Annotated in this window: 17 protein-coding genes; 10 read left to right on the forward strand and 7 right to left on the reverse strand. The window is 42.0% G+C overall.

Annotation, left to right across the window (positions count from 1 at the left end):
* The first annotated feature begins 108 nt into the window (after positions 1–108).
* The 3 genes from GXP67_RS07240 (at position 109) to GXP67_RS07250 (ending at position 5,717) form a co-directional block, all read left to right on the forward strand.
* Positions 109–3,381 (forward strand): SusC/RagA family TonB-linked outer membrane protein, encoded by a 3,273-nt coding sequence (locus GXP67_RS07240; RefSeq protein WP_162442515.1) that lies wholly within the window; start codon positions 109–111, stop codon positions 3,379–3,381.
* A 37-nt stretch (positions 3,382–3,418) separates the two neighbouring features.
* A complete protein-coding gene (locus GXP67_RS07245) occupies positions 3,419–5,011 on the forward strand; it encodes a SusD/RagB family nutrient-binding outer membrane lipoprotein (RefSeq protein WP_162442516.1) in 1,593 nt (530 codons plus the stop codon).
* 76 nt (positions 5,012–5,087) lie between these two features.
* Positions 5,088–5,717, forward strand: a complete 630-nt coding sequence (locus GXP67_RS07250; RefSeq protein WP_162442517.1) for a hypothetical protein — start codon at positions 5,088–5,090, stop codon at positions 5,715–5,717.
* Positions 5,718–5,925: 208 nt separating this feature from the next.
* Here GXP67_RS07250 and GXP67_RS07255 read toward each other — a convergent pair whose 3' ends face one another.
* Both GXP67_RS07255 and smc read right to left on the reverse strand, forming a co-directional pair.
* On the reverse strand, positions 5,926–6,519 hold the full coding sequence (locus GXP67_RS07255) for a DUF6630 family protein (protein WP_162442518.1): 594 nt from the start codon (positions 6,517–6,519) through the stop codon (positions 5,926–5,928).
* Positions 6,520–6,589: 70 nt separating this feature from the next.
* Positions 6,590–10,165 carry a chromosome segregation protein SMC gene (smc, locus tag GXP67_RS07260; protein ID WP_162442519.1) on the reverse strand — a complete coding sequence of 1,192 codons (3,576 nt, stop codon included), beginning with the start codon at positions 10,163–10,165 and terminating at the stop codon, positions 6,590–6,592.
* Positions 10,166–10,359: 194 nt separating this feature from the next.
* Here smc and GXP67_RS07265 point away from each other — a divergent pair, with 194 nt between their 5' ends.
* The 5 genes from GXP67_RS07265 to GXP67_RS07285 all read left to right on the forward strand — a co-directional run bounded on the left by GXP67_RS07265 (position 10,360) and on the right by GXP67_RS07285 (position 14,966).
* Positions 10,360–11,010, forward strand: a complete 651-nt coding sequence (locus GXP67_RS07265) for a hypothetical protein (protein ID WP_162442520.1) — start codon at positions 10,360–10,362, stop codon at positions 11,008–11,010.
* Positions 11,011–11,827: 817 nt separating this feature from the next.
* Positions 11,828–12,136: a phosphatase PAP2 family protein gene (locus tag GXP67_RS38210; protein WP_232065018.1), complete on the forward strand. Its 309-nt coding sequence runs from the start codon at positions 11,828–11,830 to the stop codon at positions 12,134–12,136.
* 217 nt (positions 12,137–12,353) lie between these two features.
* Positions 12,354–12,860 carry an RNA polymerase sigma factor gene (locus GXP67_RS07275; RefSeq protein WP_162442522.1) on the forward strand — a complete coding sequence of 169 codons (507 nt, stop codon included), beginning with the start codon at positions 12,354–12,356 and terminating at the stop codon, positions 12,858–12,860.
* Positions 12,861–12,915: 55 nt separating this feature from the next.
* On the forward strand, positions 12,916–13,707 hold the full coding sequence (locus GXP67_RS07280) for a hypothetical protein (protein WP_162442523.1): 792 nt from the start codon (positions 12,916–12,918) through the stop codon (positions 13,705–13,707).
* A gap of 125 nt (positions 13,708–13,832) precedes the next feature.
* Positions 13,833–14,966: a porin family protein gene (locus tag GXP67_RS07285; protein WP_162442524.1), complete on the forward strand. Its 1,134-nt coding sequence runs from the start codon at positions 13,833–13,835 to the stop codon at positions 14,964–14,966.
* Between the two features lie 116 nt (positions 14,967–15,082).
* On the opposite strand, the gene GXP67_RS07290 is transcribed toward GXP67_RS07285, so the two are convergent.
* The 3 genes from GXP67_RS07290 to GXP67_RS07300 form a co-directional block, all read right to left on the reverse strand.
* The gene (locus tag GXP67_RS07290) at positions 15,083–15,676 is read right to left on the reverse strand and encodes a helix-turn-helix domain-containing protein (RefSeq protein WP_162442525.1); all 594 of its coding nucleotides are present in this window, start codon (positions 15,674–15,676) and stop codon (positions 15,083–15,085) included.
* A gap of 98 nt (positions 15,677–15,774) precedes the next feature.
* Positions 15,775–16,899 carry a DUF3616 domain-containing protein gene (locus tag GXP67_RS07295; protein WP_162442526.1) on the reverse strand — a complete coding sequence of 375 codons (1,125 nt, stop codon included), beginning with the start codon at positions 16,897–16,899 and terminating at the stop codon, positions 15,775–15,777.
* A gap of 121 nt (positions 16,900–17,020) precedes the next feature.
* Complete coding sequence (locus tag GXP67_RS07300) at positions 17,021–20,170, reverse strand: PKD-like domain-containing protein (protein WP_162442527.1); 3,150 nt, start codon at positions 20,168–20,170, stop codon at positions 17,021–17,023.
* A 491-nt stretch (positions 20,171–20,661) separates the two neighbouring features.
* On the opposite strand from GXP67_RS07300, the gene GXP67_RS07305 reads away from it, so the two are divergent.
* Entirely contained in the window at positions 20,662–21,192 is a 531-nt protein-coding gene (locus GXP67_RS07305; RefSeq protein WP_162442528.1) for a GNAT family N-acetyltransferase, read from the forward strand.
* A gap of 149 nt (positions 21,193–21,341) precedes the next feature.
* Here the strand turns inward: GXP67_RS07305 and GXP67_RS07310 are convergent, their stop codons facing one another.
* Positions 21,342–22,565 (reverse strand): carboxypeptidase-like regulatory domain-containing protein, encoded by a 1,224-nt coding sequence (locus tag GXP67_RS07310; protein WP_162442529.1) that lies wholly within the window; start codon positions 22,563–22,565, stop codon positions 21,342–21,344.
* Between the two features lie 159 nt (positions 22,566–22,724).
* On the opposite strand from GXP67_RS07310, the gene GXP67_RS07315 reads away from it, so the two are divergent.
* Positions 22,725–23,192: a KdsC family phosphatase gene (locus tag GXP67_RS07315; protein WP_317170120.1), complete on the forward strand. Its 468-nt coding sequence runs from the start codon at positions 22,725–22,727 to the stop codon at positions 23,190–23,192.
* Between the two features lie 185 nt (positions 23,193–23,377).
* On the opposite strand, the gene GXP67_RS07320 is transcribed toward GXP67_RS07315, so the two are convergent.
* Positions 23,378–23,818 carry a hypothetical protein gene (locus GXP67_RS07320; RefSeq protein WP_162442530.1) on the reverse strand — a complete coding sequence of 147 codons (441 nt, stop codon included), beginning with the start codon at positions 23,816–23,818 and terminating at the stop codon, positions 23,378–23,380.
* Positions 23,819–23,861 lie beyond the last annotated feature (43 nt).

The raw sequence follows: 23,861 nt of genomic DNA on the forward strand, positions 1-23,861 counted from the left end.
CATAATATAATATATAAAAATTTTATATGGCATATATTGCCTTTTGCATAATTATATTTTAGTTTTAGCAATCTGCACAAGTTATTATTTATTCCAAATCCCTAAACCATGAAGAATACTTTACATTTATTCCTTGCGGCAATTTTACTGGTTTGTGCAACAAGCCGGTTACGAGCCCAGGAAAAATCAATTTCAGGAACAGTTACTTCTGTTGAAGACGGTTCGCCTTTGCCTGGCGTGAATGTACTCCTAAAAGGGACAACCAATGGTACTACTACTGATATTGATGGAAAATATACGATCAATGCAGTTGGAGAAGGAACACTTGTATTTTCGTATATCGGGTTTACCACACAGGAAATACCGGTAAGTAACCGTAGCACTATTGATGTAAAACTGGCCGGTGACGATATCCAACTCACCGAAGTTGTAGTAACTGCCGCTGGTATTGAAAGAGACAAAAAAGCGCTGGGGTATTCAGTATCAACCCTGGATGCGAATAAAATTGCCCAGAAATCCGAACCTGATCCTATTCGCGCCCTTACCGGTAAGGTAGCGGGAGTAAATATTCAGGGTTCCGGGGGCGCTGCCGGGGGCGCTACAAATATTAATATCCGGGGAAATTCTTCGCTGGGAAACAACAACCAGCCCTTATTTGTAGTAGATGGCGTTCCCTTCGATAACTCCAGTTTCGGAAGTACAGATGGCACAGTAGGGGGTGCTGCCGTTACTAACCGGGCTTTTGATATTGATCCTAATAATATTTTGAGCATGAACGTACTGAAGGGCGCTGCTGCTGCCGCGCTTTACGGTTCAAGGGCTGCCAATGGTGCCATTATTATTATAACTAAATCAGGCCGCAAGAAAAGCCGCAAAGGACTGGAAATCACCTATAACACGGCTTATTCTACTGAATCTGTTTCCGGCTTACCCGACTACCAGACAAAATATGGACAGGGTACTAATTTCGATTACCGGGGTGGTGTATTTGGTTCCTGGGGGCAACCGTACTCCAATGTACCCAACAGCCTGATTCCTACCAGGGAAACCGTTCCACATCCTCTGGCAGTAACCCGCTATCCTTCCAGCATATTTCCCCAGTATTACCAGGAGGATGGCATAACCCCGATACAAGTGCCGTACCGCTCCTATTCCGAAACCAATGCCAAAGACTTTTTCCGCAGAGGCAGTGTATACGAAAATGCCATTTCTATTTCTACCGGCAATGAGAAAGCCAGTTTTACAGGCGGCCTTTCCAGAACCAGCAACCAGGGGGTAGTACCTGAGAATGAAATTGTCCGGACAGCCATTAACATTGGAGGAAATGCCCAGCTGGACAATAAATTTTATGTTGGCGGTTCGCTCAATTATGTAAACACTGCGCAAACTTCCCCCCAGCTTTCAACGGCCAGCTCTTCCGGCGGGGCTGTGGTAAACTCAATTATGGATATTCTGATGTTTGTGCCTACCAGCTATGATTTAAGCAGCTATCCCTACACCAATCCATTAAATGGCAATAATATTTACGACCGCGTAGGTACCGATAATCCCTACTGGTCTGTATACAATAGCCCTACTACCAGCAAGGTAGACCGTTATTACGGAAATCTGGTACTTGGTTTAGATCTGCTTCCCTGGCTGAATATCCAGAATACAATCGGGTTTAATGCCTATACCGACCGGAGAATGGTTATAAATGGAAAAGGCGGAGATTATTTTCCCAATGGGAACATTACCACAGATAATATTTACAGGCAGGAACTGGATAATACGTTATTACTAACAGCTACTAAATCGCTCACCGATAATATAGGTTTAAAAGTAATTCTGGGCAGTAACGTAAACCAGCGTATCACTGAGCGGCAGGTAACCTTCGGAGACGGCATCATTTTCAGAGGCATCAATTCCCTGAATAATACCAGTATTACCATTCCAAGGGTATTGCCTAACAACCGGAATAATTTTAAGCAGCGTTATTATGCTTTCTTTACCGACATTTCCCTGGATTATAAAAACTATGCTTTCTTAAATCTGGTCGCCCGGAATGACGTCTCTTCCACCTTGCCGGCTAACAACAGAAGTTATTTATATGGGGGCGTAAATGCCTCGCTTATATTTACGGAAGCTTTCGATCTTCCTAAAAATATACTTTCTTTTGGAAAAGTAAGAGCCGGATATACCAGGGTAGGTAACGAAGCCACTCCTTATCAGACCCAAACCGTGTATACAGCCAATCCAGTACTGGGAGCAGGTTCTTCCGGAACAGGCACTATTTCGTCTCCATTTATCGGGCAAAGCACCCTTACCCAGGCAGATCTGCTGGCAAATGCGAATTTAAAGCCTGAATTTATTACAGAACTTGAAGTAGGTGCTGAATTACAGTTTTTTCAGAACCGCCTTGGCCTGGATATAACGTATTACAATAAGATCAGTACCTCACAAATTTTCACCGTGAATGCAGTTCCTTCTTCGGGTTTCTCACAGAAAGTAATTAACCTGGGTAAATCTTCGAACGAAGGCATAGAAATCGGTTTCAATGCAACTCCCATAAAAACCAGCAATGGCTTTACCTGGGATATTTCTTCCGCTTTCACCCTCAACCGCAATATTGTAAGAGACATTGGTTCCTTAACAGAATTGCCTTATGGTGGCTTTTCTGACTTAGGAAGTGTACATATTGCTGGCAGACCTTATGGGCAAATCCGGGGGTCTACCTATGCCAAAGACGAGGAAGGCAATGTACTGGTGAATCCCAATACCGGTAAACCTATTTTGAGTGGCAGAATTGAAGCCATTGGCAATCCAAACCCTGATTTTATTCTGGGCATCACCAATACTTTCCGGTTTAAAAACTTTACCTTAAGTGCCTTATTCGACTGGAAAGAAGGCGGAGATATGTATTCCTTTACTGCCTATGAACTGCTGAGCCGGGGTGTCACCAGAGATACCGAAGAGAGAGAACAAATATTAGTGGGAAAAGGTGTACTGGGCGATGTAAATACCCTGCAACCCCTTCTGGATGGTGATGGAAATAAAATCCCCAACAACATTGGAATTGCTGTAGCCGACTATTATTTCACTGGTGGCTTTGGGCCAGGTGGCGCTGATGAAGTAAATATACTGGATGCTACCGTTTTTCGCCTCCGGGAAGTTTCTCTGGGATATGAGATACCTGAAGGAGTTTTAAAGAAAACGCCGTTTGGAAGCGCTTCTGTTTCAGTGAGTGGCCGTAACCTGTGGTACTTTGCTCCCAACTTTCCCAAGTATTTAAACTTTGACCCGGAAACAAGTTCATTAGGTTCAGGCAACTCGCAAGGCTTCGATTTTATCAACATCCCAACCACCCGCAGGTTTGGCGTAAACCTCAGGGTAAGTTTCTAAACCTTGTTTCAGTATCCATCTTTTACCGCGTTTCACCATGAAATTTATATATAAACTACAAACCATTGCCCTCATCGGCTTTCTGCTCATCGTAAATGCCTGCAAAGATTTCGTCGATATCAACGAAGATCCCAATAACCCGACAACACCAGTATTAGACCTGCTTCTGCCGGCTACCCAAGTGTCTATGGCAGGAAGTTTACGGGATGTGAACCAAGGAACTTCTATCCTGACCCAGCATTTGTATATAGCCAATACCAGCCGTAATTTTCAGGATGGCACCACCTATCAGCAATCATGGAATGGATTGTATACCCAGGCACTGAATGATCTGGAGATCATCATCCGGGAAGGCACTACGCAACTCCGCTGGGATTATGTGGCCATTGCCAAATTGCAGAAAGCCTATATCTATAGCATCATGGTAGATATGTGGGGCGACATTCCTTATACCGATGCCTCTCAGGGAAATACCATTGAAAACCCTGCTTTTGAAAGCGGCGCAGAAATCTATGATAAACTATTTGCCCTGATTGACGAAGCACTAGCAGATGCCGATAAAGGCGCTTTTGCTGTGCTTGGTGATGTCATCTACAAAGGCAGTAAAGATAGCTGGGTCCGGATGGGAAACTCGCTGAAACTCAAATTATTTAATCAGGTCCGTTTGGCTGATCCAGGCAAAGCCAAAGCAGGCATTGATGCCCTGTTAGCAAGTGGTGCTCCATTGATCAGCACAAATGCCCAGGATTTTTCTTTCCGTTTTGGTAGTACAGAAACACCTGCCAACCGACATCCCTGGCACAGAACGGAATATCTGCCGACTAAAAATTATTACATGAGCCAGCATTTTATAGAAAGGCTGTTTAATGCCGACGACCCACGTTTGCGTTACTATTTCTACCGCCAGACTTCCAATTATACCGTAGGTTTTACACCTACCGGCAATGGCTACTTCGGCCGCTATACAGGCGATCCTACTGCCTCTCCCAATGATAATTCAGTCAAGGCTACTGTAGGTGTATATCCGGCTGGCGGCTTATATGACAATAGCGAAATTAATAACCTTCCCAGCACATATATATTTATTCCTAAGAACGAAGGTGTAAAAAATTTCAAAATAGTAGGAAATACGGATGGTACTGGTGCCGGTGTATTTCCATTGATTACAAACGCCATGGTAAAATTTATTCTGGCCGAAGCCGCTTTAACGTTGGGTACAGCCGGAGATGCCAAACAATTATTCCTAGACGGGATTAGAGAACAGTTAAACAGTGTAATTACAGTTTCTGCCACCTCCGGTAATTCTGCTCCTCCTATACCTGTTCCTACACTTAATGACTTTGTAACTGCCCGTGCAGCCGAGTTCGATGCAGCCACAGATCCAGCGGCTCAGTTGAATTTAGTCATGACACAGAAATATATTGCGCTATATGGCAATGGCATGGAAGCCTATACCGATTATAGAAGAACTGGCTTACCAGTATTGCCAGCCCCTTTATCGCCTTTAAATGCATTTCCGCTAAGGCTTGCTTATTCGGTGACAGAATTATCTACCAATACCAATGTTTCAGACAGGGCAGGTGAATTGCAAACCGCTCAGCAAACTACACCAGTATTCTGGGATAAGTAACACTTTCTTAAACCCTGATTTAAGGCTTAAAAACTTATATAAATATTAGCTACCTAACTCATAATTAGCAATGTCTATGAAAAAACATATTATTTTATATACCTGCCTGGCATTCCTTGTACTGGTTAACTCCTGCAAAGACAAAGACTACGATTGGGAAGACTGGGCTTATACAGCCGTTCCATTGGTATCAGTAAATACGGCCAAGTCGGCCTTGCCTACTGTGCAGACGGCCAATACTTCTTTTTTCAAATTAAGCGATCCCAACTTAGCGAATCAGGAATTTGAATATAGCCTTACCTGGGAAGGATTCGGAAAAGCGGAAGTACAATCTATAGAAGTATATCTTGGTTTTTATAAAGCGCCAGCTACCGGGAATCCACCTTATCCTATCTTGATTTCTACCCCAGGTTTGCAATATCCAACCGCAACACAATATCCGCTTCCGAGCCGGGTAGGTGCCGCCGACAAACTTTTTGAAACAGTTACTGATTTTCCTAAAACATTTACCGTAACTGCGGCTCAGCTGGCAACTTTCGCTGGTATCGATTTAAGTACAGCTAAGCAGAATGATTACTTCCTATTCAAATTCATTGTCATCCACACCGATGGCCGGCGGATTGTAGGGTATCAGGAAAATGTGTGTGATGAAACCCGCGGGGAGCCAGGAGATTGCCGGGTAGGTGTACGTTTCAGAACGCAGTAAACTGTCTGGAACCTGGATTTATTTGATTTGATGATTTGCAGGAGTTTACTCTAATAAGCTAAAACTCCTGCAAATTTTGTTTAATCAGTTCATGTAATGCTGAAAATCCACTCATCTGTGTAATCCATGTTCCAGATTAATTATTTAGATATTTCCGCTACATTTCAAATACCAACCATACTGCTTACTGGGATTTTATCGACGTTTTCTATTTCAGCTTTGCAAACATTGCTGCCACTTCTTGTTGGCGTTCTAATGGAACAACCGTAAAAACATAACTGTCCGAATTGATATCAAGCATTTCCACAGAGTATCCTAATGACTTTATTTCCTCTTTGTTTATCAGCTCTATCATTTCAAGTGTGTCTTTGTAGCCAAAATTACTGGCTTCAGAAGAGATAAAGCCATAATTTTTAGCTTCAAGTATTCTGTTCAAAGCAAAACGAATATCTTCTTCTTCCTCTTTCCAATCCACTTCAGCCATTTGGTTGTTGTCCTGCAATATATCAATCAGAACAAACTTAGGTGTCAGCGATTTATCTTTAGGATAGGTTAGTCCACGTTCGGACAATATAAAATTATTATTTACATCATAAAAGGAGTTTGGCTTTTCAAAAGCCTGTTTAAGTCTGGTTTTTAATTTGTTCTTTAATGTTTCAGAAACGACAATAACCTCAACTATTTTTTCATAAAATTCAAAATTGGTCTCTGTCGTCAAAACATCAGGTTGTTTTTTTACATCTGTCGGAGATACAAACTTATCATTTTGTTTTTGTCTGAAAAGGCTTGAAAATAGTCCCATAAAATATTGTTGGTTATATAATTCCTGTCAGCAGGCTGGTGCCAATAACTATGTAGGCTCACCACTATAATTACGCGAGTGCCCGCAAATCCACCGGAACTACTTTGGATACACCAATGTCATCTTCGGTTTGGGTGATGCCGTAGATAATATCAGTAGCCACCATGGTGCGTTTGTTATGGGTAACTACAATAAATTGTGAATCTGCAGAAAACGTACGGATAATGTTATTGAACTTATCAATATTGGCATCGTCCAGCGGTGCATCTACCTCATCAAAAATACAGAAGGGAGCTGGTTTTAATAAATAAATCGCAAACAATAAAGAAATGGCAGTCAGGGTTTTTTCGCCGCCGGAAAGCTGATTGATCGTAAGCGGACGTTTCCCTTTAGGCTTTGCCATAATCTCAATGCTCGATTCCAGGGGATTTTCCGGATTAGACAGTTTCAGGTCGCAGGAATCTTCTTCGGAGAATAATGAGCGGAACACTTTGATAAAATTCTGCCGGATCTGCTCATAGGCTTTCATAAAATTTTCCCTGGCCACCATATCAATTTCACTGATGGTTTGCAGCAGCGATTGTTTGGCATTGGCCAGATCCTGTTTCTGGGAATCAATAAAATCGAAACGGCCTTTCATTTCTTCGTAAGCCTCGAGTGCCATCGGATTAATGGGGCCAATGCGTTCCATGCGGCTTTTAATGTCCTGTACTTTTTCTCTGAGCAGTTGCTCACTCCACTCCTCTCCTATACCTGGTAAAAATCCATTGGTTGGCGCAGCAGTCTCCTGCATAAAAGCATCCAGGTCAATGCTGAACTCTACCGATAATCTCTCTTTTACCGCCATCAGCTGGAGTTTGGTATCACTGAGTTTATGCTGCAATTCATTCAGCAAACTATCGGTACTTTCCCGCTGGCGGTTTATATCCTTGGTTTCTTTTTCCGCTTTGTCAATCCAGCCCCGAGCCTGGTAATAGGCTTTTTCCGCCTCATTTACGCCCTGCTCGATGCTTTCTTTCTCTTGTTGCAGGGTGGCTAAGGTATCATCATCGGCTTCAGTGGTATCAGCTAATTGATCTACCAGATGTTCCGTTTTGTGAAGTTCTTCTTTGTTTTTGGTGAGCCGCAGCAAACTGCTTTGTAAGGCTTGTTCCTGAAAATGAATTTCCTGTACAAGCGCCGAAACTTTATTTTGCTGCTGATGCACCGCAATATTTTCCTGGTTATAGGCCGAAGATTTTTGCCCGAGCGCTTCATTTTCATAGAGCAATTCCCCATTCAACTGGCTCACTCTGGCTTCAACTTGCTTCAAGGCTGCCGCCTTCGTATCTGATTCCGGCTCTTGTTCTTCAATCTCTTCCTGCAGGATTTCCATTTGCTCCTGTATGGCCGAATGCCTCGCCGACTGGCTCTGAAGCAATTGCATCGTTTGTTCCTGCCTCGTCCTTACGGTGATCTGCTCCTGGCTGATTAAGGTGATTTCTTTTTGTTTCTGGCTCACTGCCGCAGATAAAGATGCCTGCTTAGTTTGCAATTCCTGTTTCTGCTGCTGTTTTTGCTGCAAGGCAGTATTTAAACCGGCGATAGTTTCATTCAGTTGAGCGATCTCTGCTTTCAGGTTTTCCAGATTTCTTGCCCTTCCGATCCGTTTGCCTTCAAACAAACCTACTGAACCACCGGAAATGCTGAAACGCCGCCTGGTTGCTTTGCCATTCTGGGTAATAAAAATAGCGCCCTCATTTCTGGGAAGTACCGGCTGATTCTGTGTCAGAATGTATACATTATCGAGCAGGATACGCACCAGATACTGGTATTTTGCATCATATTCCACAATATCAATGGCAGCTACAATTCCTTTCTCTACATCTGATTTGAGTATACTGGCAGAAGTATAGGTTCCGATATTATCGAGTACAAAAAAGTTAGCCCGGCCTTTTTCTGCATGGCTTAGCCACCCAATGGCCTGGTATGCCTGTTCTTCGGTTTGCACCACATAATAATTCATGACCGGCTCCAGGTAATTTTCGATGGCCACCCTATACTCATTCGGACAAGTGAGAATATCAGAAACCAGCAGGGCATTTTTATCAAATGCATGGTGTTTTTTGAGGAACTTAATGGCTTCCGGAAAACCTTCCAGACTCTCTACCAGCGATTTGGTAAGTTTATATTCATTCTGTCTGGCGTCCAGGGTACGGTTGTGTTGCCCAATCTCCTGTTTCAGCCGTTCTATATCCGATTCTATCTGATGGGTTTCCTCCTGTATCTGCTTCACGGAATTTTGCAGGCTATTTAATGCCTGCTGACTCTCTTCGAGCCTGGTCGTAATTTCGTAGAGTTTATCTTCAAACAGATGCAGATTGGTTCTTTGCTCGGCATTGGCAGAAGTAGCCCTTTCCAGTTCCTGTTTCAGCGACGAAAGCTGAATCTGCTTAATTTCCAGGGATTTTTTCAACTGGTACACCTCTTCCTGGTGTTTGCGGAACTGCCCGGATGCCCGGCTTACTTCCTGCTGGAGCTGATGCGTTAAATTCTTTTGTGCCTGGTATTCTTCCTGCAAGAACGCCAGTTGCTCGGACATGTCACGCACCACCTGTTCGGCAGCTAATTTTTGCCGGGTTAATTTAGCAATTTCATCTTCGGCTTTGCGGATATTTCCCTGGTCTTGTTCCAGCTGCGTTTTCAGGGAATTGAGTTTATCAGTCAGAAATGCCTGCCGTTCCTGCCGGATTTTTTTCTCATTTTCATACTGCCGGATTTTCCCCACATATTCATTTAGCGTCCGTTGTCTGGCGGCAAATAGTCTTTCCTTTTCAATCAAACTACCTTTTTCCTTTTCCAGGGATAATTCTTTTTCGCCCAGTTGTTGCTGTAATTGCCGTTTTCGCTCCTGCTCAGTCTCTATCTGCTTCCCTAATTTTATAAAGGATTCACTGTGCTTGTCTATTGTTTTACGGGCCAGTACAATGCTCCAGTGTTTGTATTCCTCTTTGAGTTTAAAATAGCTCTGGGTTTGTTTGGCTTGCTTTTCCAGTACTTTCAGGTTTTTACTGATCTCATGCAGCAGGTCTTCTACCCTGGCCAGATCCGTATCGGTTTCTTCCAGTTTGCGCAATGTTTCCTTCTTGCGTACTTTAAACTTCGAAATACCGGCTGCTTCCTCAAATAACCCCCGTCGGGAATTGTCCTTGTCGTTGAGGATATCATCTACCATTTTCAGCTCAATAATCGCATAACTATCTGAGACAATACCAGTATCCAGAAACAGGTTGGTAATGTCTTTCAGGCGGCAGGTTACGTTGTTGAGCAGATATTCGCTTTCGCCGGATCGGTAATATTTACGGGTAATAGTAACCTGGGAATATTCGGTAGGAAGCAGTTTGCGGTTGTTGTTGAAAGTAAGGGAAACCTCTGCCATTTGCAGGGCTTTCCGGGTTTTGGTACCGTTGAAAATGATATTTTCCATTTTCTCCGAGCGCAGGGCTTTGGTTTTCTGTTCGCCCAGTACCCAGCGGATGGCATCTACAATATTGGATTTACCGCAACCATTCGGGCCAACAATGCCGGTGATGCCTTCATCAAAATTGATAACTACTTTATCTCCGAAACTTTTAAATCCTTTGATCTCTAATTTGCTTAACTGCATGAATCAATACAAGGTGGTTGGGTGGATTGTCTGGAACCTGGATTTACAAGAGTTGAGGATGAACAGGATTAAAGAGTGAAGATAATCTATCCAATCCTATTAATCCGATAAATCCAGGTTCCAGACAATGACTAAAATACTTTCTCTATCGCAAAAAATATCAAATCTATCAGTATTTTTTTATATTTGATAGTATGGATGGACTTCAGATTTTATTCTACATCGTAGTAGCAATTATTTATTTTATTATACAGGCACGAAAACAAGCAAAGAACGCCCAGCCACCGACTACTGGCGAAAATACCGGGCCTGATCCTACCATGACGCAGAATAGTCCGCCCCGGAAAACCAATGTTCCTACCTTACAGGATTTACTGAACGAATTTGGCGAAGCGACCAGGAAAAATCCACAGCCCCAGGCAACGATAGAACAGCGTCCGGAACCGGCTAACCTACCCCAGAAAAGTTTTTATGAAGAGGCGGAAGAAAAAGCCCGGCAACAGAAACGCAAAGTTGAATTAAAAGCCCAGAAAGCTGCCAAACGAGCCGCTGAAGCCAAACGGGCGATGGAAGTACAGAAACGGGAAGAGGCGCTTGAAGATCTTAGCTATGAGCAAACCGGTGAAGAATATGTTCCGACCTATGAAAATAAAGCCAGTCTGGTAGATTATGAAGATCCCACTAAATCGGAGTATGAAGGGCTGAACGACAGCTCTAAAAACAGGTTTGCTGCCTTTGATATCCGCAAGGTTACGCCCAATATGTATGCCCAGCTGTTTAAAAACCCCGAAACCGCCAGAACTGCTTTTATCATGGGCGAAATTTTCAAGCGCAAGTATGATTGAGGATTGTTAGCTTTCATAAAAGAGATAGATGAAAATAAGAAGTAAGCAGCAAGAAAATGATATAACTATACTGCTATTAGCATTGCTATGCTTATTGCCAATCATCTGGATGGGAATAGATTATTATGATGATTCTATCATAACAAACAGAGGTACAGAATTATTGAGATTTTATACAGTTGTTTTCGTATCAGGACCATCATTAATCTTTTTAGGTATAGTGTATTGGATAGTAGATAAATCCAGGAGGAACAATAAAATCATTGGATGGGTATTAATCTTTCTGGGCATACTGTGGTGTAGCTATATAGTTTATGTATTAGCAACTGAAGACATAGCATAAATATAATTAAGGAATAAAAAACGAAAGCTAACTCCCAACTCAAACCGTCAACCGGCCTTTCCGAGTTCAAGTCTCAACTCAACAGGATCGGTTATGCAAGAGTTGATGGACTGTTAGTTGTTCGCTTTAAGAAGAATGGCGCTGTACGACTTAAATAATCCATTGATAAAATACAGGATAATCGTTTTTCTCACCTTTTTCCTGATGTTAAGCTTGCTTATTGACCAATGGATATCTCTATTTGTAAAAAATAATGTAGCTGACTTCATCTTCTATGTTAAGAAGATAGAATCTTGGAGTGATTTTATTACCAATAAACTATCGGCTATTTTTCTAATCATAAGCTCAATAGGTTTATTAATCAGCAGCTTATATTTCAAAAATCTAAAATGGGCTTCTTTTTTTATTTCCTGGATCATTGTTATAGTATGTGCTGCAATTATAACTTCCTACTTAAAAATCTATTTTGGACGAATGAGGCCAGAATACATATTTGAAAATGGATTAACCGGAGCGCATTACTGGTTTAAAAGCGGTGATGGTTTTCCTTCCGGGCATGCCTCTTATTATTTTAGTTTGTTTTTTCCACCCTGTTATTATTTCGATAAGGCAAAGCCTGTTATTATAATACCTGTAATGATTGCTGTAGGCAGGGTAATACAAAAAGCCCATTTTTTAAGTGATATAGTAATGTCTGTTCTGATTGTTGTTACTTTAACTGTGGCAGCAGATCTGATAATCAGAATGGCAGCCAGACATATTAAACTTAAAGCCTTTTATTAGGCTTCCAATAATTCGTATAAAACCGTTAAATTTTAATAAAATTTTTATTTCCGGTGCAACCTCCCGGCAAACCCTTGCATCTACCCTTTCGAAAAAGCAAACGAATGAACCTGAAGCTTTACATTTATAAATCTGATTCTGAAGAAAAAATAATCCGGGCCTGCCAGAAGGGGAGGCATCGGCTCAGCGGGAGATTTATAATAAATACTCCAGGAAAATGATGGGTATTTGCCTGCGTTACGTAAACAGCCGTTTTGAAGCCGAAGATATTCTCATTGCCGGATTTATGCGGGTGTTTGAAAAAATCGGGCAATACAAACATGAGGGAAGTTTTGAAGGCTGGCTCAGAAGGGTAATGGTGAACGAGGCTTTAGGCTATATACGCAAGAATAAAAGCATTTACATGGAAGTAGAAATAGATAAAGCCGATTACCAGTCTGACCATAATACGGAGGCAAGCACTCACCTGGAAGCAGAAGAGCTCCTGCAACTGGTACAAGGGCTGCCCACAGGCTATAAAACGGTATTTAACCTGTATGCCATTGAAGGCTATTCGCACAAAGAAATTGCCGATATGCTGGGCATCAGTGAGAATACCTCTAAATCGCAGTTGAGCCGGGCAAGGGCATTATTGCAACAACAACTGGCTGACTTAGAAAAAAAAACGGTAAAAACAGAAGCAAGCTATGAAACAAAACCTGCTGCTTTTGCGCAAAGAATATAAAAATCATTAACAATAATTAAGTAACGGCGTACCTGTTTACTAAAAAAGATAAAGCATGAAATCATCCAATAACATAGATAAACTTTTTGCTGACAAACTCTCCAGCCTGGAAAGCACCCCTTCTGCTGATGCCTGGATGAACCTGCAAAAAGGATTGCAGCAAAAAAATAAAAAAAAACCCATTTGGCTCCCGTATTCGGTAGCGGCTGCCATGCTTTTGCTTATCCTGAGCGGCGTTCTGCTGCGTAAGCAGTTTACGGATGAAGGAAGTATTGCTATAGATAAACCTCCGGTGGAAGAACAAGTAAGCCCACAGGAGAAGCAAACGATTCCTGCCCAGCCGAATACAGAAAAAAATAACCAAATCGCTCAGCAGCAACAAAATAATCCTGCTGAAAATATTAGTCAGCCCGATAAAACTGAGCTTAAGTCTGGTATTCAGGTTACGCCAGAACCCAAACCAAAGAAAGAAAAACAATCTAAAACCGCTATTAAACCTGCTCCTGGCAAACAACCAGTAGAATTACGCCAGGCACCAGCAATTCAGGAAACAGTAGCGATACAGGAAACCATCCCTATGCCGGAAACAACTCTGGCGCTGGCTAATCCGGAGGCCAGTACCATTGTAGTAACTGTTCAGCTGGATGAGCCTCAGGTTGCAGAAGAATCAGCAGAAATGGACGAGCCCGATTCGCCTGCCAAACAAGGCAAAGCTGCCAGGTTATTGGATAAGCTGAGGAAACTCAAAAAAGGTGAGTTTGATGAATTAGGCCTCAATAAGCAGAATTTAGTAGCCCTGGTAAAAGTAAACAGTGGCCGTTCTCACCAGGATAAGAGCCGGGAATAATACCCGTTATTAGTCAATAGTCAATTGTATTGGAAGTATTTAATAATCATAAAAAGATAAAGCTGCGCAGCGCTGTCAAACCAATTTTAGTGTCAGTCATCCATTTTAATTTATCCTTTGCACCCATGAAAAAATTATATATCCTTATCGCCCTGTTTGTGGGCATAAGCAGTACAGGTTTTTGCTTCACCGATCCTGTGATTGCTTCCGAAAAAGATTCTATTATTGTATTGTTTGGCAAAAAAACCCGGATTGTGGTTCATTCCGAAGACAGACAGGAGCTACAAAAGCTGAAAAATTTTGATTTCAATGCCTTATTTGACCAAGTGCTTGCCGTCTCAGAAAAGTCACAAAGCAATACGGCCTCCAAGGATACCAGTTTTGTAATGAATGGCGACAGTGTAATAGTACGGGGAAGTGATGTACTGGTGAAAGATAATGATAAATCTATCTCATTTACTATCCGGATCGGAAAAGATAAGGACGAAGATACAGAAGAGGATGAACTGGAATTGAGTGAAAATGATTCCACCATTGTGACCATCCGGTCAAAACGGTCTTCGTCTGATTCCAATTACAGAAGGTTCAGAGAACGCCGGGAAAACCGGGAACGCCATCATAAAAGAACGGAAGGTGAATTCAGACTAGATCTGGGTTTAAATAATTACCTGGAAAATGGCCAGATTCCAGATCAGTCGAACCAGCCCTATGAATTACGGCCTTTAGGTTCGAGGTATGGCGCTTTAAGCTATATTTATAAAACCAGAATTGGGAATCAGAAAAGCCCATTCTATCTGACTCATGGGATTGAGTTTTCAGCCAATAACTTTATGTTCGATGGAAACTCACGTATCCGCAAGGGAGTTGATGGAGTAACGTTCGAAGATACTGGTATCGACCTGCGAAGAAACAAACTGACAGTATGGTATCTGAGTATTCCGGTAATGCCTATGCTTGATTTCAAACGTGCCCGGTTAGGTTCTTTTAGGTTTGGTTTTGGTGGATATGTGGGATACCGCATCCACAGTTACTCTAAAATCATGTACTTTGACGGCGGAGACCGGGAAAAAGATCATGAAAAAAGCAATTTTTACCTGAATAACATACGCTATGGCCTGCAAACCCAGATTAGTCTCTTCGGAGTTAATTTCTTTGCAAAGTATGATTTAAATCCGCTGTTTTCAACTGGTAAAGGCCCCAGCCCTTCAGTAGGCCCTAGCCATGAATTGCACGCACTCAGCTTTGGGATCAGATTGTAAAAATATATTAAGCAGTAAAACCTAAGTATTAAAATCATAAAACATTCGGAACCATTCTATTATAGCATATAGCACTCTTATCAAACAGTGGTATTCACAAGAATGCCGCTGTTTTTTTATGCCGGTTCTTCTTTCCCAACCTGATCTAAGGACTTACGTTTATTCTCCCGGATTTGCTTAAAGGCACTGGGTGTATATCCAGTTACTTTCCTGAACTGGCTGGAAAGGTGTTGTACGCTGCTATATCCCATTTGCCAGGCAATTTCACTCAAGGTAAGTTCATTGTAAATAAGCAGTTCTTTCACGCGTTCAATTTTCTGCAGAATAATATATCTTTCAATCGTTACATTTTCCATGGATGAAAACAAAGCACTCAGGTAATGATAGTCCATGTGCAAGGCTTCCGAGAGATAATCGGAATAGTTGGTATGAAGCTGAGCACCGGATTGGTTGTGATGAATATGCGCTACCACCGGATTTTTAATCTTTTCAATAATAGCTGCTTTTCTATCATCAATAATCTCAAATCCGTGTGCAGATAACCTGTCTTGTATATTATTCATCTGGGCCTGGGAGATTTCTCCTTCTATAACCGCTTCTCCCAATACAACCTGTTTTACCTGCAAACCGGCTTTTTCCACTTCCTCCTGCACCACCCTTATGCAGCGGTCACATACCATATTTTTTATAAACAGACTATTTGTTTTCATGCTATACTTCCCTTGTGCTTATTATAAGTAACACTTTTCTGGCAAAAATAATTTGCCTGCATTTACAAATGAAGGCTGCTATGTATCTTGCTGGTCTATCACTTACCCACCCGTTTCTTGTTATCGCCGCTGATAGAAACAATATCTGCTACCACATTTGTTTTCCCAGCTTTCCGTTGTGCAGACGGGCTATCATATACAATCAGCAACTCATGATCGGCGATCAGGGTGATTCCTTCAGCCTTATCCTTTCCTGAATTTTTACCGGTACCATGCGGAATATCAAACAAACGTTCCACCTTGCGTTCGTATACAATCGATTTTTTTGAGTTTTTTGTATCGGGTATAGCATTTTTCCAGCGGTACACAGAGATAGTTCCATCCAGGTCCATGGTAGGGCCCGCTAAAATCAACAGGTCTTTTCCGGCTGGTGTAAGTTCACGTATGCCCATTCCGGCCAGGTCAAGAAAATGTTTTTTATACTTCTGGCTTTTAGGCCCTATTTTTTGTAAACCAATGGTGTGCTTGTCAATCTCTTTGGTTTCTATTTCCAGGATAACTGCCCAGCCTCTGAGTACAGGTCCCCGTAAGCCTAAAAATACCCTGGAACCATCCAGGGCAAGTCCTTCCACATCAAATCCATTGTCTTTCCCGGGTATTTTCAGAAAATTTTTCAGATGTATATCTTCTTGTAAAGCTTCAGTTAGTTCATTGGTGTGTTTTTTTTCTTTCAATACGGCAGCCGTCAGTGTTTTTTCCGGATCATCCGGATGCTTACAAGATTTATAAAAATGGTATTCCTTTGTATCGGGATCTGCCACCAGAGGAATTCTGGCCAGTACATAGCGGTTAGGCTCCAGTTCCACCTTCGACAATTGTTTTATTTTCTTTTTTACCGTTCCTTCCTCATCCGGTTTTTTGCGCTTTAATCCATGCGAACCGGTTATCCACAAATAATGATTTTCAAAATCTATTCCTTCTATATCCACTTCGCCTGTATTGCCTTCAGTCAGGGGAATGTATTCAGCTAAAGAGAAGATAGTATGCTCTTCGTAGCCCTTACTGGTGCATTTTAATCTTTCTACACTGCTCCCTTCATCGCAGGCCAGAAATATGTAGTCGCCCACTTTTACAACAGAAGATAATCCATCCCGGATGGGCTTACGGTCGCCATGTTCTGGCGGCGCTGGCTGAAAATGCAAAGTAACAGGGGTAGCTTCCATGATGATGTTGTTTACTGTTTCCAGCTGACTGCCGGAAAACAAGTGTATTCAGTAAAACGATGTGTTAAACGAAGCAAGCTACAAATTGTTGGAACAACCCTATGGCTTTGTACCATTTTTATTACCGCAACAGGCTAATCCATCCCTTAATCAATCGCTGAGAAGCAGGAAATCCATCGCCTGCATTTGTTGTTGTATAATCAGTACTACTGATCGTGAGCGTATAGTAATAAATACCATTACTTAAACCTGCTCCCTCCCACTCTCCGGAATATTTTTGTTTGCGGTACACTTCTTTTCCCCAGCGGTTGTAAATCACCAGTTCATTATCCGGATATAATTCAATATTGGTAACCTGCCAGCGGTCGTTGTAGCCATCCTGGTTAGGCGTAATCACATTGTACAGCACTAACTCATGCTGAAAAGAAAGGCAAGCCGCATTCGACCAGGAAAAGGTATGTATGTCGTGCTCGGCGATTGCTTTTATTTTATAACAGTGATAAAATCCCTCTTTCGCATTGGCTTTGGTGTAGGAATACGTTTGATTGCTGACTATTTCATACAATTCAAACTGGCTGCTTTGGTCAAGCTGGCGCCAGATTTCATACTGCCGCACACCCAAAGGCCAGTTTTTATACGCATTCCAGTGCAGCGTGGTGCTTTCTTCCTTTTCGTTGGCTTCACCTGCCAGCAGAATAGTTTGATGCGGCAAAGGTTCTACCACAAAACCACAGGCATTGACCAGGCTTACCTTATACTGATAGGTATTCGACTGGGTAGGCAGCGGCTGATCAGTAAAGCCGGTAGTAGCAGAGGAAAGATTTGTCTGTATACTTTCCCAGGGTCCGCCCGAAGTCAGGTTCTGCCGGTGAACACTTAGTTTATGACCAAAATTACTGGTATTAACAGCCTGAAAAGTTAGCGTAATCAAACTATCCTTAGCCAGGTCGGCACCAACGCTAACATAGTTAATACTGATGGCTGAGGCATCAACAACTAATGGAAATGTAATGATCTGGCCTGTACATCCGGAAGCAGTGGTTTCATGAACGGTGAGCGTTTTTACTCCCTCCGCTTGCCAGTTTACCAGTATCTGGGATGTACCCTGTCCTGAGATGATTTCTCCGCCACCAATGGTCCATTGAAAAGTAGAAGAGTCATTTCCCTGAACTGTATATGTTTTATTGGTTAAGCCTTGCGGGCAAATCGTGAGATCATTGCCGGTAATACCAGTAGTAGGATTGGGGTGAACCGTAATGGAAATTGCGATCAATTTTCCACTACATCCGGCTACCGAAGTTTCCTGCACAGATAGCTGATGGGTACCTTCCTCATTCCAGTCGACCAGGATAGTGGGCGAATGCTGCCCAGACACAATAGTGCCTCCGGTAATTTCCCAGGTATAATCAGAATCAGGTGCCCCGGAAAGAGTATACGATATGCCTTTTTCCAGCGCACACATACTATTTTTGCCGGCAATGGTAAGTGTAGAATCAGGGGAAGCATACAATAAAACAGACAGCGTATCTGATATACCTTCACAAATTTCTGCCTGGTTGCTGAATTCTTTTACCCAGAGTAATCCTTTACCTGCTGTTTCCCAGCTAACCGTAACCTGGTTGAGTTGCTGGCTGATAATTTTTCCGCCCGAAATCTGCCATTGATAGGTAGATCCATTGGTGTATACTATTTCATATAGAAGATTTCTTCCATCTGCTACACAAAGTGTATCCGGACCTTCAGGCTCTGGTGGGGTAAGAGCTTTGTTGATTTTTACTGGCAATATCGCTTCTTCCGACTGGCAGCCTGCTTGTGAGGTGAGCAATACAGCTACACTGGCCGACGGATTGGTTAAGCCCCAGTTTACTTTAATGCTGGCATTTCCCTGGCCGGAAGCAATCGTACCGCCATCTACTGTCCATGCATAGGTATATCCGCTTCTGGCTTCCACACTATAATCTACCAGCGTTACCCCAGGACAAACAGATTTGCTTCCCCGGATTACCGGTTTTTTACGCACCGGTAGCAGTTTGATCAAATAGATGACAGTATTGGTTTTAGGCGGACATCCTTTATCCTGGGCTTTTACGGTTATCTGATAGGTTCCTGGCGGCGTATCGCAGGTGGTTTGCCAGCAAAAGGGTGAAGATACACTACCTTTTTTTATGACGGCCGGAAAACTTGCCAGAGGCCCACTATAGCCATTTGTTCCCAACAATATATCTCCGGTGGCAGAAAGTACAAGCGAATCATTTTCAATATCAGTTGCCTCCACCGTAAAACAAAGCTTCTCTCCTGCTTCCACATTGTATTGCAAGGTATCTGTACTGGCACTTGAAAACTTTGGCATATTATTAACCGGGCAATCGCCCACGAGCAACTGCAATTCCCGCCGCACAATACCGACTAATACTTCGGTACTATCATTTACCGCCCGGTATTCTCTCACTTCTATAGCCACCACATAATTCCCGACACTGGGAGCGGCATAATTGGTAATCCCAGTTGCCAGATTGATTTGAGCAACACTGTTTTCTCCAAAAGGCTCTACATAATTATAATCCGCATTATAGCTTACCAGATCAGGAGGAAAATCATAGATAAAAGGAGGCTGTGGTACCGGATCTTCTCTGGTTCCTCCGGTATAAGGCCGCACAAACCGGTATTCCAGTCTGTCACCATCAGCATCAACGGCATTATTTACAACCGTATTGGTATCTCTCACACAAATGTAGGGGATAGCCACTTCGCTGAAAACAGCTGAGTTATTGGGCAGGTCGGGTGCGGCAATAAATGCATAAAATGTGTTTCCGGAAAACGGCTGAAGATTCACAACTTCATCGTTGCGGCAACAGCGCTCGTAGATGATATGATAACCCTCACTTGAGTATGGTAAGGTAACAATCGTCTCATAAGAGAATAGCAATATTCCGAAATTTTCTATCCCTGGTATTCTACAACCTGGCGGCAGTACCGGGGTTATATTCACGGGTTCAGGATTGTCGAGCAAAATTGCATCTCCGATACGCTGGTTGGTATTAGCATGGTAAATGGCAAACTGCAGACCAGTAGCCTGTGCCCCACTGGTAGCCTCATCAATATAAATATTAAAAGTCAGCAGGTAGCGGTAACTGCGGCCGCCTGTTGTGGTGCTATCGAGAAACTTATAAGTAATTTCACCACCAATGATGTGGGCAGCCTGTACAAATGTATGGGTACATAGAAGCAAAACTAAACAAGGCAGGCAGAATTTTAACAGAAAGGAACGCATGTTTCAAGGTAGCCGTAGTAACAGAAAAAACCATAAAAAATATAACTATATTAATAAAGATATTAGCAAACCATTTCCGGTAAAAAGCTCAGATATTTACTTTCAGTCCGGACTTGTAAAATAAATACATAACAAAATCATAAAATGCCTACATATTTAGGATGTATCTTCTATTAAAATGAGATTTTTGGATTAAAAAAACAAAAACTATAACACTGGCAATAAAATATTTTATTTTGGATAAAAAGTAGTAATAAGTCTTTGTTAATGATTAAATTAAAACTTTGTAACCAACTGTTATATACTAACAGTACGCATGAAACAAGTGTGTTGTAAAATCACGAATTGTACTGTGTACAATATCGGGTTTTTATTTCATTTTATAAGGAAATAATGCATACATACGTCTGAAAATACCAATAAAAACTACGCATGTAATTGCATTTTCTTAAGTATGTGCATATATAAAATATATAAGCCTGTTATTAAATATGATTGTAACCAATACTCCCCAGAATCAGATCAGGAAAGCTGAAAAGGCTGATGTTCCGGTAATTATAGCGCTGGCTAAAGCAACCTGGGAACCTACCTACCGTGATATCTTATCAAAGGCCCAACTGGAGTTTATGTTTAATGAGATGTATTCACCTGCCTCTCTGGAAACACAAATGACTAGTCTAGGTCACATCTTTCTGATTTTGTATGTACAGGGAAAACCAAGCGGTTATGCTTCCTATTCAGAAAAACCAGATACAAATGGTGTTTTCAAGCTTCAGAAACTATATTTATTACCCGAACTTCAGGGAAAAGGCCTGGGCAAAAAGCTAATAGAAGCGGTAGAAGGACAAGTGCTGGAGGAAGGCGGAAAAGTACTCGAACTAAATGTAAACCGGTATAATCCAGCCAGAAATTTTTATGAGCGCCTTGGATTTACTTTTTATCAGGAAGAAGATATTCCCATCGGGGAATTCTGGATGAATGATTTTGTGATGCGTAAGGAATTATCACCTGCCTCACGATAACTAAGCAGTAAGTCAATGGCAATGGTCAACAGGAAAGTTTTATGCTGACTATCCTGAAGGTCTATTCTGGTTCTTCCTCCGTTTACTTTATTGCTCAACTCACGAAACGAACATACAAGCTATTATATAGCCTAAAAACCTGACCCTAACTATGGGCGGATTACCTGATAATCGAGGGGCAACAAATCACCTATTTTTTCCCAGCCCCAGTATCCTTCGAAAAGTATACCTAACGGGTCACTAATGTTTCCCATTTCTTCCAGAAAAACGGACTTTTCTTTCATAGAAATCACAGATGTCTGGAAAGTAGGCCGCCTGGGCTGAAAACCGCTGGTAGATTGCACATAGGCTATTTCTTCTTTTTCGCCGGTATATACCACCTGAAAATATCCTTCAAAACCTAAGGCTACCTCTTTCCCCTGCCTCTGCAAATATGACTGGTAGGAAACCCTTGCGGTATCTAGCCATTCTATAGTTTTAGGCAGGCTGGCTTTGGACAAAGTAATCGAAATGGGATCAGATTCTTTCAATACTACCTGAGGGCCTCTTTGCCTGAGTTGTGCCCTGGCCTGCTCTAGCTCCTCCTCACTGGGCCGGTTAGGATTGGGTTTTCGGTGCAAGCGGCGCAGATTAAAGCCTTCCTGTTCCAGTTTCTGTTCCCGCAATGTTCGTATAAAATGCATAGGCGAACCATTATACGCCTCCAGCCGCTTCTTCTTCCAGCGCCGCTGCCTGCTAGAATTTCCAGACATTGCTTCATAGTTGGGATAGCCTACATACACCACATAACTCTCCTGTGTATAATACTTAAACTCCACCAGCACATATTTTATCTTGTATCCCAGGGTTGGATTTTCTATTTGCAATACATCTCTCGCTTTTACTTCCAGCAGGACGCTTTGCGGATCGAATGTGATGATTAATACTTCCGGATTTAGCAGTTTGCAGCCCCGGGCCACGGCACTGCGGCCTATAAAATTTTCCTTGAACACTTCCAGGTTTACATACCATAAACTATCCCGCTGCGACCTGACTTCTATTTCGTTTAGTACAAACTCTTTGAGAGTTAGCTTGAATAAAAATGTACGATGTAACTGAGAGCTGTCTACCTGAAAAACAATGGGCTCATATCCCACATAAGAAACTACAATCTCATGCCTTCCGGAAGTCAGATTCAGAGTAAACTCCCCTTTTTCGTTGGTAACGGTGCCGAAGGTAGTATTATTTACAAAAATAGTTACAAAAGGCAGCGGTTCACTGGTCTGCTCATCAACTACTCTTCCTTTCAGGGGTTGCTGGGCAAATAAGGATATACTCAGAAAAAAAGCACTCAACCAAATTACTACTCTTACAAACATATAGACTATGGGCACATATAGATGCAGTGGTACATCCGTTTTTTGCAATTTAAGAGAAGCACACTAAACACATATCATATATAGCAAAAGCTTATATCGGATCTCTTGTTTTATTGCTTTCAGAAAACGAAAATATTAGCTAACATACGTCCGGATTTTAAACCTAATACCGCTGTGAGCTTTATTAATTACGATTTCAAAAAAATTACCACCTTTATTTTTGATGTAGATGGCGTACTAACCGACGGCGGTGTACTGGCCCTGGAAAGCGGCGAACAGGCCCGAATCTTTTATATCCGGGATGGATACGGCATTGAAAAAGCCCTGGAAGCCGGTTATAAAGTAGCCATTATATCAGGAGGCAACCAGGTAGGGGTTCGCAAACGGCTGGAGTTTCTGAAAATTCAATATATCTATTTAGGAGTAGCTACTACCCGGAAACTGGAAGTATTTGAAAAATTTGTGCAGGAAAACGGACTGATCCCGGAGGAAATCCTGTATATGGGCGATGATATGCCTGATTTTCAGGTCATGAAAACCGGCGTACTGGCAGCTTGCCCGGAAGATGCTTCTGCCGATATTCAGGCTATTGCTCATTATATTTCTCCCTTTAAAGGCGGCCGAGGGCCGTGCGGGATATAATCGAACGGGTAATGAAAGCACAGAATACCTGGATGCAGGTAATGGGAGAAGAAAAGTAAAAGGAATGGATAATTGAAAATGGATATTAAATAATCAAGGCTTAATACATATTCATCTATAGCTTGTAGAAAGAATACCCATACCTTTGACTCATGCGTTCGTATAACTGTAGACAATATATTAAGTCACTTTCTTTTCATTAAATGTGTATAGTAACCTTTTGGGTTATCATCGCTCTTATATACCAGAAAATCATGTTCGATATAAATTATTTCAAGATTCTCTCTTGAAACTTTTTTTGTCCTAGATTTTGACTTACTCCATAATATAATTTCACAAGTTGAGTTATCAAAATTAAACTTTTGACCCTTCCGATAATACTCATTAGAGTAGCTGTCTTTGTAAGTATAAGTTCCATCAGAATTAAAATTCCAAGTTCCTAGTGTCTCCTTCCTGTTATTCATCAGGTTTCTTAAACTGTCAATGTTTGTATGAACACCTGCCATATTTGTCACCTCAGTCCATTCTCCAATAATTCTTTCGCGTTGGCAATTAATCTGTCCGTAGCCGCAAAAAGATATATGCAATGCCAGAATAAAAATCAAAAGGATTGACGATTTTTTCATTGTTTATTTAAATGTTTGCTAATGGTTCTGAATTCCCTTCGCC

This window comes from Rhodocytophaga rosea, from assembly GCF_010119975.1.
GTDB classification, from domain to species: Bacteria; Bacteroidota; Bacteroidia; order Cytophagales; family 172606-1; genus Rhodocytophaga; species Rhodocytophaga rosea.